Annotated in this window: 10 protein-coding genes and 3 pseudogenes; 9 read left to right on the forward strand and 4 right to left on the reverse strand. The window is 61.3% G+C overall.

The window, feature by feature from the left end:
• Positions 1-617 precede the first annotated feature (617 nt).
• The 7 genes and pseudogenes from LN139_RS24640 to LN139_RS01960 all read left to right on the forward strand — a co-directional run.
• A pseudogene (locus tag LN139_RS24640) lies at positions 618-1,226 on the forward strand (hemagglutinin repeat-containing protein); the annotation flags it as partial.
• Between the two features lie 83 nt (positions 1,227-1,309).
• A complete protein-coding gene (locus LN139_RS24645) occupies positions 1,310-2,890 on the forward strand; it encodes a hemagglutinin repeat-containing protein (protein WP_268944807.1) in 1,581 nt (526 codons plus the stop codon).
• Positions 2,845-4,722 (forward strand): hypothetical protein, encoded by a 1,878-nt coding sequence (locus tag LN139_RS01940; protein ID WP_236358292.1) that lies wholly within the window; start codon positions 2,845-2,847, stop codon positions 4,720-4,722. Before LN139_RS24645 ends, LN139_RS01940 begins: the two co-directional genes overlap by 46 nt.
• Before the next feature lie 46 nt (positions 4,723-4,768).
• Complete coding sequence (locus LN139_RS01945) at positions 4,769-5,188, forward strand: hypothetical protein (RefSeq protein WP_236358294.1); 420 nt, start codon at positions 4,769-4,771, stop codon at positions 5,186-5,188.
• A gap of 3 nt (positions 5,189-5,191) precedes the next feature.
• Positions 5,192-5,632 (forward strand): hypothetical protein, encoded by a 441-nt coding sequence (locus LN139_RS01950; protein ID WP_236358296.1) that lies wholly within the window; start codon positions 5,192-5,194, stop codon positions 5,630-5,632.
• Between the two features lie 584 nt (positions 5,633-6,216).
• Entirely contained in the window at positions 6,217-6,765 is a 549-nt protein-coding gene (locus tag LN139_RS01955; protein ID WP_236358298.1) for a DUF1524 domain-containing protein, read from the forward strand.
• A gap of 952 nt (positions 6,766-7,717) precedes the next feature.
• On the forward strand, positions 7,718-8,314 hold the full coding sequence (locus tag LN139_RS01960; RefSeq protein ID WP_236358300.1) for a hypothetical protein: 597 nt from the start codon (positions 7,718-7,720) through the stop codon (positions 8,312-8,314).
• A 287-nt stretch (positions 8,315-8,601) separates the two neighbouring features.
• On the opposite strand, the gene LN139_RS01965 is transcribed toward LN139_RS01960, so the two are convergent.
• Positions 8,602-8,832, reverse strand: coding sequence for an NADAR family protein (locus tag LN139_RS01965; RefSeq protein WP_236358302.1), 231 nt, complete (start codon positions 8,830-8,832; stop codon positions 8,602-8,604).
• Between the two features lie 694 nt (positions 8,833-9,526).
• Here LN139_RS01965 and LN139_RS01970 point away from each other — a divergent pair.
• Positions 9,527-11,079, forward strand: a pseudogene (locus tag LN139_RS01970) (alkaline phosphatase D family protein).
• 1 nt (position 11,080) lies between these two features.
• On the opposite strand, the pseudogene LN139_RS24650 reads toward LN139_RS01970, so the two are convergent.
• Positions 11,081-13,436 (reverse strand): annotated as a pseudogene (locus LN139_RS24650) (PepSY domain-containing protein).
• A gap of 181 nt (positions 13,437-13,617) precedes the next feature.
• Complete coding sequence (locus LN139_RS01985; protein ID WP_236358304.1) at positions 13,618-15,783, reverse strand: TonB-dependent receptor; 2,166 nt, start codon at positions 15,781-15,783, stop codon at positions 13,618-13,620.
• Positions 15,784-16,037: 254 nt separating this feature from the next.
• Here LN139_RS01985 and LN139_RS01990 point away from each other — a divergent pair, with 254 nt between their 5' ends.
• Positions 16,038-16,715, forward strand: a complete 678-nt coding sequence (locus tag LN139_RS01990; RefSeq protein WP_236358306.1) for a Fe2+-dependent dioxygenase — start codon at positions 16,038-16,040, stop codon at positions 16,713-16,715.
• A gap of 22 nt (positions 16,716-16,737) precedes the next feature.
• On the opposite strand, the gene LN139_RS01995 is transcribed toward LN139_RS01990, so the two are convergent.
• Complete coding sequence (locus tag LN139_RS01995; RefSeq protein WP_236358308.1) at positions 16,738-17,901, reverse strand: type III PLP-dependent enzyme; 1,164 nt, start codon at positions 17,899-17,901, stop codon at positions 16,738-16,740.
• Between the last annotated feature and the right edge of the window lie 369 nt (positions 17,902-18,270).

An 18,270-nucleotide genomic window follows, 5' to 3' on the forward strand; every position in this document is an offset into this window, starting at 1 on the left:
CCGCGCTACCCGCGCCCAGCACAACACGTGCTCTCGGGGCACCACCTGCCACCGATGTTCGCCCACCCAGGCCCCTGCGCCTCGGTGACGGCCTCTACGAACAACGCCTGATCCAGCAAGCCGTGCTCGCCCGCACCGGCCAGCGCTGGCTCGACGGCGTGGCCAGCGACCAGGCCCAGTTCAAGCACCTGATGGACAACGCCCTGGCCAGCCAGCAGGCGCTGCAATTGCGGCTGGGCGTGAGCCTCAGCGCTGCGCAGGTGAGTGCGCTGAACCGTGACATCGTCTGGCTCGAAGAGCGGCAAATGCATGGGCGGGCCGTGCTGGTGCCGGTGCTTTACCTGGCCCAGGCCAAAGGCGGCCTGCAGCCTTCCGGCGCCTTGATTCAGGGCGAGCAACTGGCGCTGGAAAGCGGCAGCCTGAACAACAGCGGCGCGCTCAAGGCCAGCGAAAGCCTCGCCGTGCAGTTGAGTGGCAGCCTGCTCAACAGCGGCCTCATCCAGGCTCAGAAGGCACTGGCCCTGAGCACCGGCGATCACCTGGTGAACCAGGGTGTCATCACCGGCCAGGACGTCAGCCTCAACAGCGCCGGCAATCTCAGCAACGCGCCCCTGGCCATGGCCTACCAGAGCCAACTGGGCAGCAGCACCTGGTTGCAGACCTTCACCGGCCAGGCCGCGCGCATCGAAGCCGAGCGCAACCTGCTGTTCAAGGCCGAGGGGGATGTGCTCAATCAGGGCAGCACCTTGCTGGCGGGGCAAACCCTGGCCATCGAAGCCGGGCAAAACCTCGACATCGGCGCGTCGCGCAGCGAAGAGGCAACCGAGCATGGGCCAGGCCTGGGCAATCGCCAGGTCACTCACATCGGCAGCCAGGTCAGGGCAGGTGCCGACCTGCTGCTGATCGCGCGCAAGCGCCTCAGCGTCATCGCCAGCGAGTTGGAAGCCGGGGGCAACGCCGGTTTGCAAGCCGGTGAGCACCTGCTGATCGGCAGCGCCGCGAACGAGCATCACAGTCATTTCAAAGGCGGGCACTTTGCTGCGCGGCTGGACGAGGTGCGCCAGCAGGGCACGTCGTTGCACGCCGAAGGCGCTGTTGACGTCAGCGCCGGGCAGAACGTCGCCATCGTCGGCAGCAGCGTCGAGGCCGGTGCTGGCGAGGTGAAATTGCTGGCCGGGCATGACCTGTTGATCGGCCCGGCCTTCGACACGCACCACAGCGAGCATTCCCGCGAGCAGAAACGCAGCAGCTGGGCCGGCTTCAAAGGCAGCGAATCGCGCACCCAGGCGGCCGAAAGCCGGGTGATGCGGTGGGCAGCCAGGTTTCTGGCGGCAGCGTCGTCGCCCAGGCCGGGCGCGATGCGCGCATCAGCGGCTCGGCCGTGGTCGCCACGCACGGCATCGACATTGCCGCAGGCCGCGACCTCAGCATCGAAGCCGCCCGCAACAACTTCAGTGGCAGCGACAGCTACCAGCACAAACGCCACGACCTCACCGGGCTGCTCACCGCCAACACGCTCGGGCTGGATGCCCTCACCGGCCAGCAGCACCTGTCCATCAGCCGCCAGAAAGGCCACAGCCACCGCGAGAGCACCACCCTCACGCCCAGCACGGTTGGCGCCAGCGCCGGCAGCCTCAACCTGGAGGCTGGCCGGCGGCTGGAGGTGGTCGCCAGTGACCTGATCAGCGCCGAGGCCATGCGCTTGCGCGGCAGCGACGTCACTGTGGCCGCAGGCCAGGAGCGAGCCGAACAGCGCAGTTACCACAGCCGCCGCGAACTGGCCGTGGGCCGTGTGGTGGGTGGCCAGGTGGTCGACACCGCGCAAGCCCTTTATCACAGCGCCAAGGCAGCGCGCGACGCCGATGACAGCCGGCTGGCTGCCGTCAAGGCAGCGCAGGCTGCGCTGGCGGCCTACACGCTCGTCCAGCAGGGCAGCCAGGTGGCTGGCAACCTGGCCGAAGGCAAGCCGAGCAACAGTTCCGGCTCGCTCATCAAGCTCGGCACTGAGCTGGCCAACACCCGCCAACGTACCCAGCAGGAGAGCGTCGAGGACGTCGCCAAGCCCGCGACGCTCATCTCCGGCGGCAAGCTGGAAATCATTGCCGAACGCGACCTGGAGGTGGTCGGCAGCCGGCTGCGTGGCACCGACACCGACCTGCTGGCCGGGCGTGACATCCGCTTCGAAAGTGCGCAGCACCGCAGCGCCTGGAACAACCAGTCGACCAGCGACAAGGCTGCCATCGGCGCCAGCTTCAACATCGGTGAACAGACCGGCTTCACCCTCGACCTGGGCGCGTCGGTGGGCAAGGCCCAAGGGCGCGGTTCGCAGGTAGAGCAGGCCAATGCGCAGCTGCACACCGGCACCCTCAACTGGCACAGCGGCCGGCACAGCCAGCTGGCAGGCGCCGAGATTCATGCCGAGCGCATCGATGCGCGGGTGGGTCGCGACCTGCTGATCGTGTCGCGGCAGGATGAGCTGCACCGCGAGCAACGCCAGCGCAGTGCCGGGGCGGTCGCGAGCCTGTGCATCCCGCCGTCGCGCCATGGCGCGACCGTGAGCGCCAGCGGCAGCCTGGCCTATGCCGACAGCACCACTCTCTATGAAGGCGTGGTCAACCAGAGCGGCCTGTTCGCAGGCCAGGGTGGCTTCGGCATCGACGTAGGCGGCACCACCGATCTGCAAGGGGCGGTGATCGACAGCCAGGCGCCCCCCGAGCGCAACCGCCTGAGCACCGAGCGGCTGGCCTTCAGCGACATTCGCAACCGCAGCGAAACCACGGCGCGTTCCGCCAGCCTGAGCGCCAGCTACAGCTCCAGTGGCACCCTGGCGGACAAAAAACGCCGGTGGCGGCCGACAGCAGCGTCGGTGGCGGCCTACCGTTGGCGTTGAGCGACAGCCAGGACAGCCTCACCCACAGCGCCATCAGCCCCGGCACGCTCGACATCCGCAGCCCCTTGGGCACCTTCGACGGTGTCGGGCTGAGCCGCGACCCGGCCAACGCCAACCAGGCCCGCGGCCCGCCAGACGAAAAGGCCCTGCAAACGCGCCTGGAGCTGATCCAGAGCACCGTGGCCCTGGGCCAGGGCGTGGTCAACGCCATCGCCCAGGCCAAACAGCGCACCGCCCAGGAACTGGCTGAAAAAGCCGGAAACAGCAACACCCCACAGGACCGCCAGGCCGCAGCCCACGCTGAGCAAGAGGCGGCGCAATGGAAGCCCGGCGGCAGCCAGCGCTGGGCTGCCGACATCGCCACCGGCCTGCTGGCTGCCGGGCTGGGCGGGGCGGGCGCTGGCACCACAGTCGGCGTCGTCGCCCACACCAGCGCCGCCGACACCTACAAGCGGCTGGGCGATTACGCCGACCAGCAAGCCCGCGCCTCCCCAGACGCTGCAACGCAAGCCGCCTGGGCCGAAGGCGGCCCCGCCCGCGTGGCCTTGCACGCCGCCGCCGGTGCCCTGCAAGGCCTGGCCAGTGGCAGCCCGGCCGCCGCCGCCAAGGGCGCGGCCCTGTCGGCAGCACTCATGCCTGGCGTCAGCGAGGCCCTCAAGCACAGCAGCCTCAGTGACAGCGAACGCACGGCCACCAGCACGCTGCTGGCCGCCACCCTCGGTGCTGCCAGCAGCGGCCCCGGCCCAGGCCCCGCCCAGGCCAGCGCCGCCCAGGCCGCCGCAGCCGTGGAGCAATACAACCGCCAGTTGCATGTGGCGGAAACCAACTTCCTCACCCAACTGCGAAACGCTGACCCACAGCGCAGCCGCGCCTGGCTCGCCGCGGCCTGCGCGCTGGCCAAGTGCAGCGCTGGTGTTCCGCCCACCGCCAAGGAATACCGCTACCTCCACGACCTGCAGCTCGAAGGGGCCGAACACACGGCCCTGCAGGACAGCCTGCTTGAAAGCGGGATGTTCCAGCTCAGCTGGCCCGAGGAAGTCGGCGACTTCTACAGCCGCCACGAACGCCCGCGCTACTACTTCAACGCCGGCCTCGACGCCGGCAGCGGCATCGCCCTGGCTGCAGGTTCCGCCACGGCAGGCGGCGCCGCCTGCCTGGGCACCGCAGGCCTTGCCTGCTTCGCGGCCGGCGCCGGTGTAGCCAGCGGCAGCAGCCTCGCCGCGTCGGGCTTCAACGACCTGTTCACACCGTTCAAAACCCAGGAAGGCCAAGCCGTTCTGCGGTCGCTCAACCCGGCCACCGACCCCGGTGATACGGACATCTGGGAATCGTTGAAAGCCGCAGCCGTGCAAACGGCGGTGGATGAAGCGATCGACCGGGTGGGCGGGCGGCTGGTCAGGGAGTTGGCTGATCGGGTTGGAGGGCGGTGGGGCGTTGTCGGTGACGTACGCCCACCCATCCGGGCGGGCCCGGTCGGTGATCTGACGGCGACGGGGCATCGCGCGGAGTTTTATGACGATCAGGGGAGGGCGGTTAACTGGATGAATCCGATGACGGGGCAGTTGGAGCCTGTGTCGGAGGGGATGAAGTTACATGCGGATCATATATATCCACAAAAGGAGGTGAAGAAGCTGGACGGGTTCAAGGAACTAACTAAAAGCCAGCAGAATAAAATCTTGAATGATCCTTACAACTTTCAGCCGTTGGGCGTCCCTGAAAATTGCAGTAAGGGGTGCCGGGTTAATGGCACGGATAAACCTTGGGAGACGTTTCGCGGACAGAAGCTATCTGCTGAATACTCAGATTGGTTAGAGGCGGAACAAAAAATATGAAAATATATCTTGAGAAGAAAATAAAAACGATGCGAGGAGATGTCAAGTGAAAGAGCTTATTGCCTTCGAAGATTTTATGGTCGGTCGTGACTGCGCCCAGTCTTGGACAAGTGTCAGCGATATTCCGGATTGTTACGTTCGAAGAATCCTAGGGTTGGATATGAACTCTCAAGATTTCCAGCCGCCGGATATCATCACACCTTTGATAAAGGGCAAGGAATGGTTGTTCGAGTTGACTCAGCAATGGCAGCCGAAAACAGCAGAAATACTTCTGCAAGGCAATTTGTTCGTTCGTCCTCCCAAGAGTAGACTGCTATGGGACTTTCCTGATCTCTGCCTGGATATCGAGGGGAGGATTCTGATTTTAGACCGCAAGTCTTTCGGGATAACTGCTGCGACGCAGGTTATCAACATTCTTCCAAGACTTTTAAAATCAAGAGGCAGGAGAGTTTGCCGGAAGGTATAAAATATGCCTATTACTGGCGTTTTGATGGAGTTAACGCACCAAGAACTTCATCTGTCGGTGCGTATACAAGAATATTCCCCTTTCCAGTTGGCCGGCCTTGGCAAAGCTGGGATGGATATCTCGAAGCAATTTCCAGGGTATAGAAAAAAATATTTGCGATGGCTAGACGCAATTATCCCGGATGTGGGTTACGAACGAGGAATGCCATGTACGGATTTCATGATGTTTCTAGACACGCGGCCCACGCTTAGCGGAAAGGAGGGGGACGTGTTTTTTGTAAAAAACCATATTCAAGACGGCAAGGTGTACTGGATACATGACGCGGATATAACAGGAATGAGGGAGTTATCAGATCCGGTTACTGCCATTGACCTCTACTGCGCGCATGTCCTCAGCGGCAAACCGGGTAGGTTCGATTTCAGAGAGTTTTCGCGACCGTTGTGAGTTTCACCCCATTGCTTTGGTTCTTTGAAAATTAGGTTTTTTACTTCTGCCGGGAGAGATGGAATTGAGCGTAGTGGGCTAGGCTCTGTATGAAATGTATTCCAGCGAAGGCCAGGCAAGGCGAAAACAGGCGAGGAAGCGGAGTTTACTGGTTGTAAATGAGCATTCCGAGCCTGTTTTCAACGCAGCATGGACGAGCTGGGATGCATTTCGTACAGAGCCTAGGCGGCTTGTCATTCAAACCCGGCAGAGAGACGTCAAAGCGAATTCGAATTCCCTGCTCGCGGGTTGCTGATGCGCTGGGGGGCATCGGCTGCTGAGTCAGCCAAACAGCGAATAAGCGAAGCGTACTCCTTTTGGCCCAGCTTGCTGCCCCGGTGAGTTAGCCCGGCAACCCGGTTGGCCTCCAAAGCTGCAGCCAATGCGCGCAGTGCGGCTCCAGGGCCGTTGTAGCCAGCGGCAGCAGCCTCGCCGCCTCAGGTTTCAACGACCTGTTCACACCGTTCAAAACCCAGGAAGGCCAAGCCGTCCTGCGGTCGCTCAACCCTGCTACCCACCCCGGTGATACGGACATCTGGGAATCGTTGAAAGCCGCGGCCGTGCAAACGGCGGTGGATGAAGCGATCGACCGGGTGGGCGGGCGGCTGGTCAGGGAGTTGGCTGATCGGGTTGGGGGGCGTTGGGGCGTTGTCGGTGACGTACGCCCACCCATCCGGGCGGGCCCGGTCGGTGATCTGACGGCGACGGGGCATCGCGCGGAGTTTTATGACGATCAGGGGAGGGCGGTTAACTGGATGAATCCGATGACGGGGCAGTTGGAGCCTGTGTCGGAGGGGATGAAGTTGCATGCGGATCATATATATCCACAAAAGGAGGTGAAGAAGCTGGACGGGTTCAAGGAACTAACTAAAAGCCAGCAGAATAAAATCTTGAATGATCCTTACAACTTTCAGCCGTTGGGCGTCCCTGAGAATTGTAGTAAGGGGTGCCGGGTTAATGGTACGGATAAACCTTGGGATACATTCCGGGGACACAAGCTGCCAGATGCATATTCTAAATGGCTCAGGGCAGAACAGGAAAATATGAGAATTTATCTTCAAGAGAAGATTAAATCAATGAGCGGGGTTGACTGATGAGAGAATTAATCACTTACGAAGACTTTATGGTGGATTGTAATCCCTCATGTTGCTGGATGAGTGTGAGCGACGTTCCAGACTTGTATGTTCGAAGAGTCTTGGGACTGGATCGCGTTCCTGGAATAGTTCAGCCGCCCGACATTATTACACCTTTGGAAAAAGGGGCGGAGTGGTTATTTGAGTTAACTAATAAATGGCAGCCAGAAACAGCCAGAAGACTTTCAAAAGGTAAATTATTTGTTCGGCCTCCCATAGGTGATATCTCCAGAAGGATCGCGCATCTCTGTATTGAGCTCGACGGAAGGGTTCTGGTACTAGACCGGAATTCATATGGGGAAAACTGCTGCGATCGCCGTCGTTCAGAATTTTATAGAACGATCTCAGAAAGGAGAGAGAGAAGCTTGCCTGAAGCTATAAAGTACGCTTATTACTGGCGTTTCGACGGGGTCAATGCTCCCAAAACATCATCTATTGGTACATACACAAGAATATTTCCATTTCCTATTGGGCGACCTTGACAAAGCTGGGATGGATATCTCGAGCAATTTCCAGGGTATAGGAAAAAGTATTTGCGATGGCTAGACGAAATCATCCCTGATGTGAGTTTCGAACGAGGAATGCCTTGTACGGATTTTATGATGTTTCTAGACACGAGACCCACGCTCTCAGGAAAGGAGGGAGACGTCTTTTTCGTAAAAAATCATATTCAAGACGGCAAGGTGTATTGGATACATGACGCGGATATAACAGGTATGAGGGAGTTGTCAGATCCAGCCACTGCCATCGACCTCTACTGCGCGCATGTTCTCAGCGATAAACCGGGTAGGTTCGATTTCAAAGAGTTTTCGCGACCGCTGTAAGCCTTCACCCCGTCGCATTGGTTATTTAAAAGTACGATTCTGTCTTTCAAACGCGTAAATTACTCATCATCAAGGAATAGACCAACGTCATGCTATGGAAATCCAGTAAACCCACCGTCGTTTTTGCTGCTATCGCCATCTCAACACTGCTTGTCGGATGCGCCACGGGGCGTTATGACGGCACCCGCCCGCCGGATCCGACCAAAGCCATCATCGTTGGCTCCATCACTGAAGCCTTCCTGACGCAACCCCATGGCCTGAAGGTGCATATCCGAAAAGTGGGCGAGCGATACACTACCGTTCTGTTGGCCACCTTGAATGCCGAAGACGATCAACCGTCTCTAAACTTGCGTGGCAACCTTTTCATGTACGAAGTGCCAGAGGGCAGCTATGAAATTTACAAATGGAACTACATATATTACGACGGCGAAACGGCGCCCCGGGCAAACCCGGTTATTTTTAGCGTGAAAGCTGGCGAAACCGCCTACATCGGCGACTTCTACGCCAACGCCCTGACCTTCTGCCTGTCTAGCGTCAACAACGCGGAAACGACTATAGCCACCTTGAAGCACAAGTACCCGGTGCTCAATGGCCGGACCGTACAAAATCTGACACCCCGGACGACGTTGCACCCTTGGCCCAATTCCGATGCTCGCGATAACGGTAACGGTCTGTGCAAAATTTGAGGCAAGCCAGCCATTTTTAAGCGATAACCTTCTCCAGAACTCGCCGTACTTTCAAGCAAACGCGACAACGTAAGTATCGAACGCTCACTGGTTACGGCCAAATGCAATGGGATGGTCGTTTTCTGCCTCTCGCGACGGATAGAAATCGGCCAGATGCAGGCGCTCGAAGGTATCGACGAAATTCGGGTGACTCAGCTTTTGTTGATTGACGCTTGGTCTTGGTAAGGCTGCATGCAAAAAAACCTGGCGTTCGCCAAGGCCGCGTTTTTCGCGAGTAAGGACGGGTACTACCTTGGGGCTGGGATACTAGTTCGGTCCCGCACCTGCAACAGCGCAATCCCAAAAAATTCAAACCCTTCCACAGATTTGGATTTTCGCATCCGCATGTCCTGCACGAGCCCTATACCCCAAATGTTATCAACCGGGCTGGCTTCGAAAATAACGCGCAAACCGGTTTGTAGAAGATATTCGTTTAACTGCGGATTCCGAGAGAACCTGGGCTGATTCGCTCCGCGCACAGTCCTTTCAAATGTTTGGGGTCGTTTAAAAGTATATCTTTGAATTTATATTCTGGCGGCAGAATCTGAAAGTTTTCTTGTTGAGTGGCAAGTTTATTTAGAATATATTGTTTGTGTGTTTCCTTTAGTGATTTTATAGTCTTTTTGGGCAAGATTTTTTCATCTAGGCGCCATGAGCGTTTTTTAGATTATTTCTGAGTAGGCTGCCTTTTGGGTTGGCGCTTTCGAAGATTCCAATTCTGTACATATTGTAGTTATGGTTTCCCCAATGAAACTGATTGGGTTTTGTCTGGATTGAATGCAGAAGAGTCCGATTTCTATATCACAGTTGTGTGATTTTATTTCTCGATCTGTTCTTATGTTGTGTTTTCAGGTTCTGACTCCTCATGATGCAAATGGTCGCTAATCACAAAGTTGGTTTTCGAGTTTTTGCGAAGCCCATCTTTTTCAATCTCTTAGTTCTCCAGGATCTCCGATTGAGTGGGTTTTATAGCTATTGGGTTAGTTATCTTATGCTTCTGTTCGCGGAGAGAGGTTGTCGTACGCCTCACGCCGAGATATCTCTGTGGTGGCATAGCCAACCAATCCCGACGTTGGACTGAGATCCCCGTCCGGCCTTGGTCACCCCCAATGCCACACCCCTGTCACACCCACCCCGTTACATATCCTCTCCACCTCACCCCCGGAGAGCCCCATGTACGATTTCCCCTTGGCCCGCCGCCGCCTTCTGCAAACCGTTGGTGCCGGCCTGCTGCTGCCGGGCGCTGCGCCTGCGATCATCGCTGCCCCCAATGCCCGCCCGCGCATGCCGGACGGCGTGCAGTCCGGCGACCCGCTGGGCGGCCGTGCCGTGGTCTGGAGCCGTTGCGACCGGCCGGCAAAGATGGTGGTGGAGTGGGACACCCGCAGTGGCTTCACTCAACCGCGCCGGGTGGTGTCTGCGGCGGTGGATGCGCGCAGCGATTTCACCGCGCGCGTCGAGCTGACGGGGCTGCCGGCCGGGCAGGCGATTTTCTATCGGGTGTGGTTCGAAGACGCCAGCACGGGTGTGGCCAGTGAGCCATGGATGGGCCACCTGCGCAGTGTGCCGCTGCACAAGCGCGACATCCGCTTCGTCTGGAGTGGCGACACGGTAGGGCAGGGCTACGGCATCAATCCCGACATCGGCGGCATGCGCATTTATGAGGCGATGCGCCTGCGCCTGCCGGACTTCTTCATTCACAGCGGCGACACCATCTACGCCGACGGCCCGGTACCGGCCATGCTCACCACCGAAGACGGCCGCCAGTGGCGCAACCTCACCACCGAGGCCAAGAGCAAGGTGGCCGAGACGCTGGACGAGTACCGCGGCAATTACCGCTACAACCTGATGGACGAGAACGTGCGGCGCTTCAACGCCGAGGTGCCGCAGATCTGGCAGTGGGACGACCATGAAGTGACCAACAACTGGTCGCCGAGCAAGCAGCTCGATGACCGTTACCGGGTCAAGGACATCCAGAAGCTGGTGGTGAACGCCCGCCAGGCCTGGCTGGAATACTCGCCCATGCGCCTGCAAGCGGCCGACGATGGCCGGCGGGTGTACCGCAAGCTTGCCTACGGCCCGATGCTGGAGGTGTTCGTGCTCGACATGCGCAGTTACCGCGGGCCGAACGATGCCAACCTGTCGGCCACCATGACCGACACCAGTGCCTTCCTCGGCCGCACCCAGCTCGACTGGCTAAAGGCGCAGCTCAAGGCCTCGACCGCGCAATGGAAGGTGATCGCCGCCGACATGCCGATCGGCCTCGGCGTGCCGGACGGTGAGGTCAGCCCGGGCATCGGGCGCTGGGAGGCTATCGCCAACGGCGACAACGGGCCGGCCAAGGGCCGCGAGCTGGAGATCGCCGAGCTGCTGAGCTACCTGCGTGCGCAGCAGGTGCGCAACACGGTATGGCTGACCGCCGATGTGCATTACGCCGCTGCCCACCACTATCACCCCGACCGTGCGGCGTTTCAGGATTTCGAGCCGTTCTGGGAGTTCGTGGCCGGGCCGTTGAACGCGGGCAGCTTCGGCCCCAACCCGCTGGATGGCACTTTCGGGCCTGAGGTGGTGTTCCAGAAGGCCCCTGCACAGCAGAACACCTCGCCGCTGGCCGGTTACCAGTTTTCGGCGAGGTGAACATCGATGCGCAGAGCGGTGAGCTGAAGGTCACGCTGCGTGACCTCAAGGGCGATGCAGTGTTCGAGCGCACCCTGCAGCCGGCGTGAGTCAGTAGACGTCGCGGCGGTAGCGGCCCTGCTCGATCAACTGCTCCACCGCGTGGTCCCCGATCAGCTCACGCAAGGCGCGGTCCACACCGTCGGCCATGCCTTGCAGGCTGCCGCACACATAAAGCGCGGCGCCCTCGGCCAGCCATTGCCTGAGCGGTTCGGCCGCTTCGCGCAGGCGGCCCTGCACGTAGAACTTCTCGGCCTGGTCGCGCGAGAAGGCAAGATCCAGCCGTTGCAGGTGCCCGTTGGCCAGCCAGCATTCCAGCTCATGGCCGAGCAGCAGGTCGTGGGCGCGGTTGCGCTCACCGAACAACAGCCAGTTGCGGGAGTGGCCCTGCGCCTGCCGATGGCGCAACAGGCTGCGCAGGCCGGCAAGGCCGGTGCCATTGCCGATCAGGATCAGCGGGCGATCATCCTCAGGCGCATGAAAGGCACTGTTGCGGCGCAGGTGCACTTGCAGTGCGCTGCCCAGCGCCGCGTGCTCGGTGAGCCAGCCACTGCCCAGGCCCAGGCTGCCATCGGCGTGGCGATGCTGGCGCACCAGCAGTTCCAGGCCGCCGTCTGCGGGGAGCGAGGCGATGGAGTATTCCCGCGCCTGGGTGGCGTCGGCGCTTGGCCCGGGGATGATTTCGGCGATGTCGCCTGCGTCCCACGCTGCCTGGCCCTCAGGCAACAGGCGCAGGTGATAGACTGCCGCGCCCGCGCTGCCAGGGTTGAGCCGCGTGCGTTCGGCCAAGGTCCAGGGGCTGAAGCGCTCGGGGTGCGCGAGCACCGCCGCGCCGCCGGCCTGTGCAGCGACCTGCTCGGCCCACTGAGCCAGGGCGTTTGCGGCGTTGTTGTCGACTTCGATGCGCTCGAACAGCGGCGTTGCGCCTTGCGCGCTCAGCCAGGTGTCGAGCTTGCGGGCGAAACCACAGAATTGTGTGTAATTGCGGTCACCCAGCGCCAGCAGGCCGTAGCGTAGGTGGGGCAGGGGCCAGTGCAAGGCCGCCATCTGCCGCTCGAACAGGCGGGCGCTGTCGGGGGCCTCGCCATCGCCGAAAGTGCTGACCACGAACAACGCACGGTCGGTGGCCTTCAGGTCGCCTTCGCTGATGGTGCCCAAGGCCCGCACCTTGGCACCGATGCCGCCGGCCTGCAGTTGCGCGGCGGCCTGCCAGGCCAGTTGCTCGGCCTGGCCGCTCTGGCTGGCGAAACCGATCAGCCAGCCTTCGCTGGCGGCGTCCAACCCTTGGCGGCTGTGGCGGATCAGCCGCTTCTTGCGCCGGCGGTCCAGGTACAGCAGCCAGCCGGTCACGAAGAACAGCGGCATGCACAGCGAGGCGAGTGTGATGATCAAGCGGCCGGGCAGGCCGAAGTAACTGCCCACGTGGATGGCGTACAAGCTGGTCAGCAACTGGTCGCCCAACGCCTTTTGCGCATAGGTGGCCTGGCTGCGCAGCTCGCCGGTTGCAGGCACCAGTTGCAGCTGGTTGAAGGCGCGGTCGTTGGGTGAGCTGCTCAGCAGGTAGAACACCGTGGCCACGCCGCTGGCGCGGGCCGGCAGGCGCAAGGTGTAGCTGGCAAGCTCGGGGCCTGCGGCCTGGTGAACGGCGCGGTCGATGGCGGTGAAGTCGACCTGCAGCGCTTCGGCGGCCTGGTTGCCGGGCCGGTCACGGCGCTCGGCTGGGCGCTGCTCGGCCTGTTCGCTCGACAGCAACGCCGTAGCCCCGTCGCGAAACCAGGCGTACGACCAGGTCAGGCCGGTGAGCGCGCTGACGAGATACACCACCAGGCACCAGGTGCCAAACACCGCGTGCAAGTCCCATTGAAACGCCCGGCCTTTTTCGCCCAGTCCAGCGCCAGCCAGGCCCGCCACGACAGCGGCCGGCGCGGCCAGCGCAGGTAAAGGCCTGAAAGCAGAAGAACAACAGGGCCAGGGTGCAAGCGCCAGTGATCTGCCGGCCGGTATCGCCCATGGCCAGAAAGCGGTGCAGATCGAGCATCAAACGGAAGAAGCCATCACCGCTGACCTCGCCTTTGAGTGCCCCGGTGTAACTGTCGAAATAGCGCAGCTCCCCGCGCCGCTGCCCCGGCTCGGGCATGAAATAGGCCCGTGAAGCGTCGTTGGTGGCCACTTCCAGGTTGAGCCCGACCACTTCCTTGCCCACCGCCTGTTGCAACTGATCGACCAGTTGCCCCAGTGGCAGCGGGCCTTCGGGGCGTGGCTGCACCTTGAGCGTGTCGGGGTTCAATGCCTGGAGAATTTCATCCTGGAAGGAATAGAGCGCCCCGGTGATGCCCATCAGCGCAAGCACCAGCCCCGCCGTGATGCCGAAGAACCAGTGCAGTTGGAACAGAACCTTCTTGAACACGCTGTCGCTCACGAAAAAGGGTGGCCGCTTTCCACACGACAAGCCCCGGCGAGGGAGTCGCCGGGGCTTGTAGGAGGGGCGGAAAGCAAATGATTGAGAATATATATCATTTGATATTTTTTACAATTTACTGCTTCCACACTGGCCCTTGCAACAGCGCCTCAGGCCTCGCACGCAGGTGCTAGAACTTCACCCGCGTTGTGACCAGCGCCGTGCGGCCAGCCGCCATGCTTGCGTAGTGATTGCCCAGGGTGCGGTCGTAGTAGGCCTTGTCGGCGAGGTTCTGCACGTTCAACTGCAGCTCGACCGTTCGGCTCAGCTGGTAGTTGGCCATGGCGTCGAAGCGGGTGTAGGCCGGTACGTACACGCTGTTGCCGACGTCGCCAAACACCCGGCCTGCATGAAATGCCCCGCCACCCACCGATAACTGCGGCGTCAGCGCATAGGTGCTCCACAGCACCAGGCTTTGCCGAGGCACATTGGGCAGGCGGTTGCCGCTGTTGTTCGGCGCGCTTGCATCCACCGTGCCGCGCCGGCCAGGCAGGCCGGCATCCACCAGCTCGCTGTCGAGCAGGCTGTAGCCCGCGTACACCTGCCACTGCGTGCTCAACTGGCCGGTAGCGCTCAGCTCCAGGCCATTGACCCTTGATGTACCGGCATTGCGGTAAGTGTTGTTGCCGACCAGCACGCGGGTGTTGTGCTTGACCGTATGGAACACCGCGCCGGCCAGCATGAGGTCGCCACCGGCTAGGTCCCATTTGCCGCCCAGTTCATGGTTGACGGTTTGCTCGGGCTGCAGCTCGCTGTGAACGTTGGCAGCGGCCAGCGGGTTGGTTTCGCTGCCTTCGCCGACCAGGCCGCCAACCGGCGTTGCCGAGGTGGCCCATGACAGGTAAAGGCTGGCCTCGGGCACCGGTTTGAAAACGACGCCGGCCTGGCCGTTCCAGAACTGGCTGGTGTGCCTGGCACGGCTGGTGCTGTCGCGGGCTTCGGTGCTGAAGTGGTCAAGCCGGGTGCCCAGGTTCAGTTGCCAGCGCGGCGACAGCTCGACAGTGTTCATCGCGTACAGCGCCAGTGTCTGGCCCTGAGTACGCGTGCGTGTGGCAGGGTCCAACGTTGCGCTGCCGTACCAGGGGTCGCGTGGGGAGGGGGCGCTCAGCCAGGTGCATTGGCCATCGCCGATCAGGCCCGGCAGGCAGCCGCCGGCTGGGTTCTTGTTAGGGCTGACTTTGTAACGCTGGACGTCAGTGTGCTCGCGGCTGGCCTCAAGCCCCAGGCTGTAGCGGTTGGCCAGCCCGCCTGCCTCGAAGCTGCCGAACACGTCGCTCTGCAGGCTCGCGGTATCGGTGTCGGAATGGCGTGAGTTGGCACGCCGCCACACCGTGCCGTAGCGGTCGACGTTGTGCTGGCTGCCATCAGGGTTGGTGAGAATGTAGTCCTGGCCGCTGTTGCCGATGCGCAGGGTGGTGCGTGAGGTGAGGTGCTCGGTGAAGTCATGCTCGGCGGTGAGGGTGGTGAGGTCCGCGCGGGTCTTGCGAAAGTCGCGGGCTTTCAAGCCATAGAAGTTCGAGCGGTCGCCGCCATCGATGGGCCTGTCCTTCACATGGCCGGCGGCCGACCCGTATCGATAAGGGATGCCTGAGTCAGGCAACTCGTCGCTGCGCAAATGGTAGTGGCTCAGGGTCAGCCGCGTAGGCGTCCCCAGCCCGAGGCTCAACGAAGGAGCGATGCCCTGCCGGCGTTGCTCCACCGCCTGCCGGCCAGCGACGTTCTGATCGTGGCTGAGCAGGTTCAGGCGCAGGGCGGCGTGGCTTGTGAGTGGCTGGTTGAGGTCGAGGGTATAGCGCTGGGTCTGGTCTGAGCCGTAGGTCAGGCCGGCTTCGGCGAAGCGTTGCGCTTGCGGCAGCTTGCTGACCAGGTTGAGGCTGCCACCTGCCGCGCCGCGGCCGGCGAACGCGGAATTGGGCCCCTTGATCACTTCGACGCGCTCGATGTTGAACAGCTCGCGGCTCTGCCCGCCGATATCGCGCACGCCATCGACGAAGGTATCTCCCTGGGCGTCGAAGCCGCGAATGAACGGCCGGTCCCCCAGAGGGTTGCCACCCTCACCGGCACCGAAGGTGATGCCGGGAGAAAACCGTAGCGCCTCCTGCAGGGTCAATGCCGCGCTGTCACGCAGCAGCGGTTCGGTGAGCGTGGTGGTCGAGCGTGGGGTATCCAACTCGGCCGCGGTGTGTTCGGCGCCCGTGGCTGAGGCTGCCTTGTAACTGCGCGCCTCGCCGTCGATCTGGATAGTTTCGAGCTCGACGGCGGGGCCCGCCCAGGCAGGCGCAGCCAACAGGCTCATTGCACTGGCGAGTGCCAAGCAGCCGTTTCTATTTATTTCCAGGTAATTGTTTTTACGCGTTTTTTCATGTGACGCCCCAATGCGCTCGATCTGAAGGGGCGGCACTTTAAGAGTCGTCTGGGGTGTTCTCAAATGAGAATGAGTATCGAATTGTGAAGTGGGCCTTTTGCTAGCTCAGCAGGCCGGATGCCACGATTGTCGAGGGCGTTTGAGACTGACTATCATCGCCGCCCTCTCAGATGCCGGTGCCCGTTATGCTTCTCCAGATCCCGCAGTTGTTCTCTCGCCAAGAAGCGCAGCGCATCCGCCAGGCGCTGGAAAACGCCGAATGGATCGACGGCAAGGCGACTGCGGGCTATCAATCCGCGAAGGCCAAGCACAACGAGCAACTGGCCGAGGATCACCCGCTTGCCCGGGAGCTTGGCGAGGCCGTCGTGCAGCGATTGTGGGGCAACCCGTTGTTCATGGCGGCCGCGTTGCCGGCCAAGATATTCCCGCCGCTGATCAACCGCTATGGGCCGGGGCAGGGCTTCGGTACTCACATCGACAACGCCGTTCGCCAGGGGCGCGGTGGCGAGCGAATACGCACGGATCTTTCGACCACAGTGTTCTTCAGCGAGCCTGAGGGTTACGACGGGGGAGAGCTGGAGATCCAGGACACTTATGGCCCGCAGCGGATCAAACTGGCGGCCGGCGACGCAGTGCTGTACCCCGGCACGAGTTTGCACAAGGTCAACGAGGTAACGCGGGGAACGCGATACGCTGCGTTTTTCTGGACTCAGAGCCTGGTGCGGGAAGATGCCCAGCGCACCTTGCTGTTCGAGATGGACAGCGCCATCCAGGCACTGGCGTGTGAGGTGCCCGATCACCCCTCGCTGGTGCGGCTGACCGGGGCATATCACAACCTGTTGCGCCGCTGGGTGGAGGTGTAAGCCCCACCCGGCGGTTATCGGCTTACAGGTAGAACGACTTCAGCGGCGGGAAGCCGTTGAATTCCACCGCGCTGTAGCTGGTGGTGTAGGCACCGGTGGAGAACCAGTACAGGCGGTCACCGCTGGCAAGGTTCAACGGCAGGCCGTACTTGTAGTTCTCGTACATGATGTCGGCGCTGTCGCAGGTTGGGCCGGCAATCACTACTTCCTCGTCTTCACCTTTCTTCTCGGTCCATACCGGGAACTTGATCGACTCGTCGGTGGTTTCGATCAGGCCGGAGAACTTGCCCACGTCGGTGTACACCCAGCGCTCGACCGAGGTACGCGATTTGCGCGCCACCAGCACAACTTCACTGACCAGCACGCCGGCGTTGGCGATCAGCGAACGGCCAGGCTCCAGAATGATTTCCGGCAGGTCGTCACCGAAGTCTTCTTTCAGGAAGCGAATGATTTCCTGGGCGTAGGTTTCCAGGCTGTTGGTGCGCTGGATGTAGTTGGCCGGGAAGCCGCCACCCATGTTGATCATCTGCAGGGTGATGCCGTCTTCGGTCTTGAGGCGGTCGAAGATCACCTTGACCTTGGCGATGGCCGAGTCCCACACGTCGATGTCACGCTGCTGGCTGCCGACGTGGAACGACACGCCGTAGGGCACCAGGCCCAGTTGCTTGGCCAGGATCAGCAGGTCCAGGGCCATGTCGGGGTTGCAGCCGAACTTGCGCGACAGCGGCCAGTCGGCGCTGGTGGAGCCGTCGGTGAGGATGCGCACGTAGACTTTCGAACCGGGCGCAGCCTTGGCGATGTTGCGCAGGTCGGCCTCGGAGTCGGTGGCGTACAGGCGCACGCCTTTTTCGTAGAAGTAGCGCACGTCGCGCGCTTTCTTGATGGTGTTGCCGTAGCTGATGCGGTCGGGGGTGACGCCCTGGCCCATGACCTTGTCCAGCTCGTAGATCGAGGCGATGTCGAAGTTCGAGCCTTTGTCGCGCAGCAGGTCGATGATCTCGACGGCCGGGTTGGCTTTTACCGCGTAGTACACCTTGGCGAATTCGAACCCGGCGCGCAGGTCGTCGTAGGCCTGGGCGATCATCTGGGTGTCGATGACCACGAACGGGGTTTCCTGGGTGTCGGCGAACGCCTTCATGCGCTTGAAGGTGTCGGGGGCGTAGTAGTCTTCGACCTTGATCGACATGGGGTACTCCTCAGGTGGCAAACGATGAATGTAAGTGGCTGATCTGCAAGCGCCCTCCGTATCCCCACTTTGGTTCGCCTACTTCCCAAGGCATGTCGCCGAAAGCAAAAAGGCCACGCCGGGTGAGGGGGGTGACCTTGCTGTCTCGTCGTCAGTACTTGAGCCGGATGGATCGTTTCCAGCATGGACGCTCGGCGCGCACTGTAGGGCGAGAGGGGGCCAAGATCAACTAAAAATGTCGTGTTTAAATAAATTCAACGTACTGCAAAATAAATTCAACAAAGTTGCAGTTTCTTCAACTTATTTAACCGACACATATGACAGAGAGGTGTTCCCTGCTCGTGATATTCACAAGCAGGGAATTCAGGC

This window comes from Pseudomonas sp. KNUC1026 (assembly GCF_021650705.1).
Classification (GTDB): domain Bacteria; phylum Pseudomonadota; class Gammaproteobacteria; order Pseudomonadales; family Pseudomonadaceae; genus Aquipseudomonas.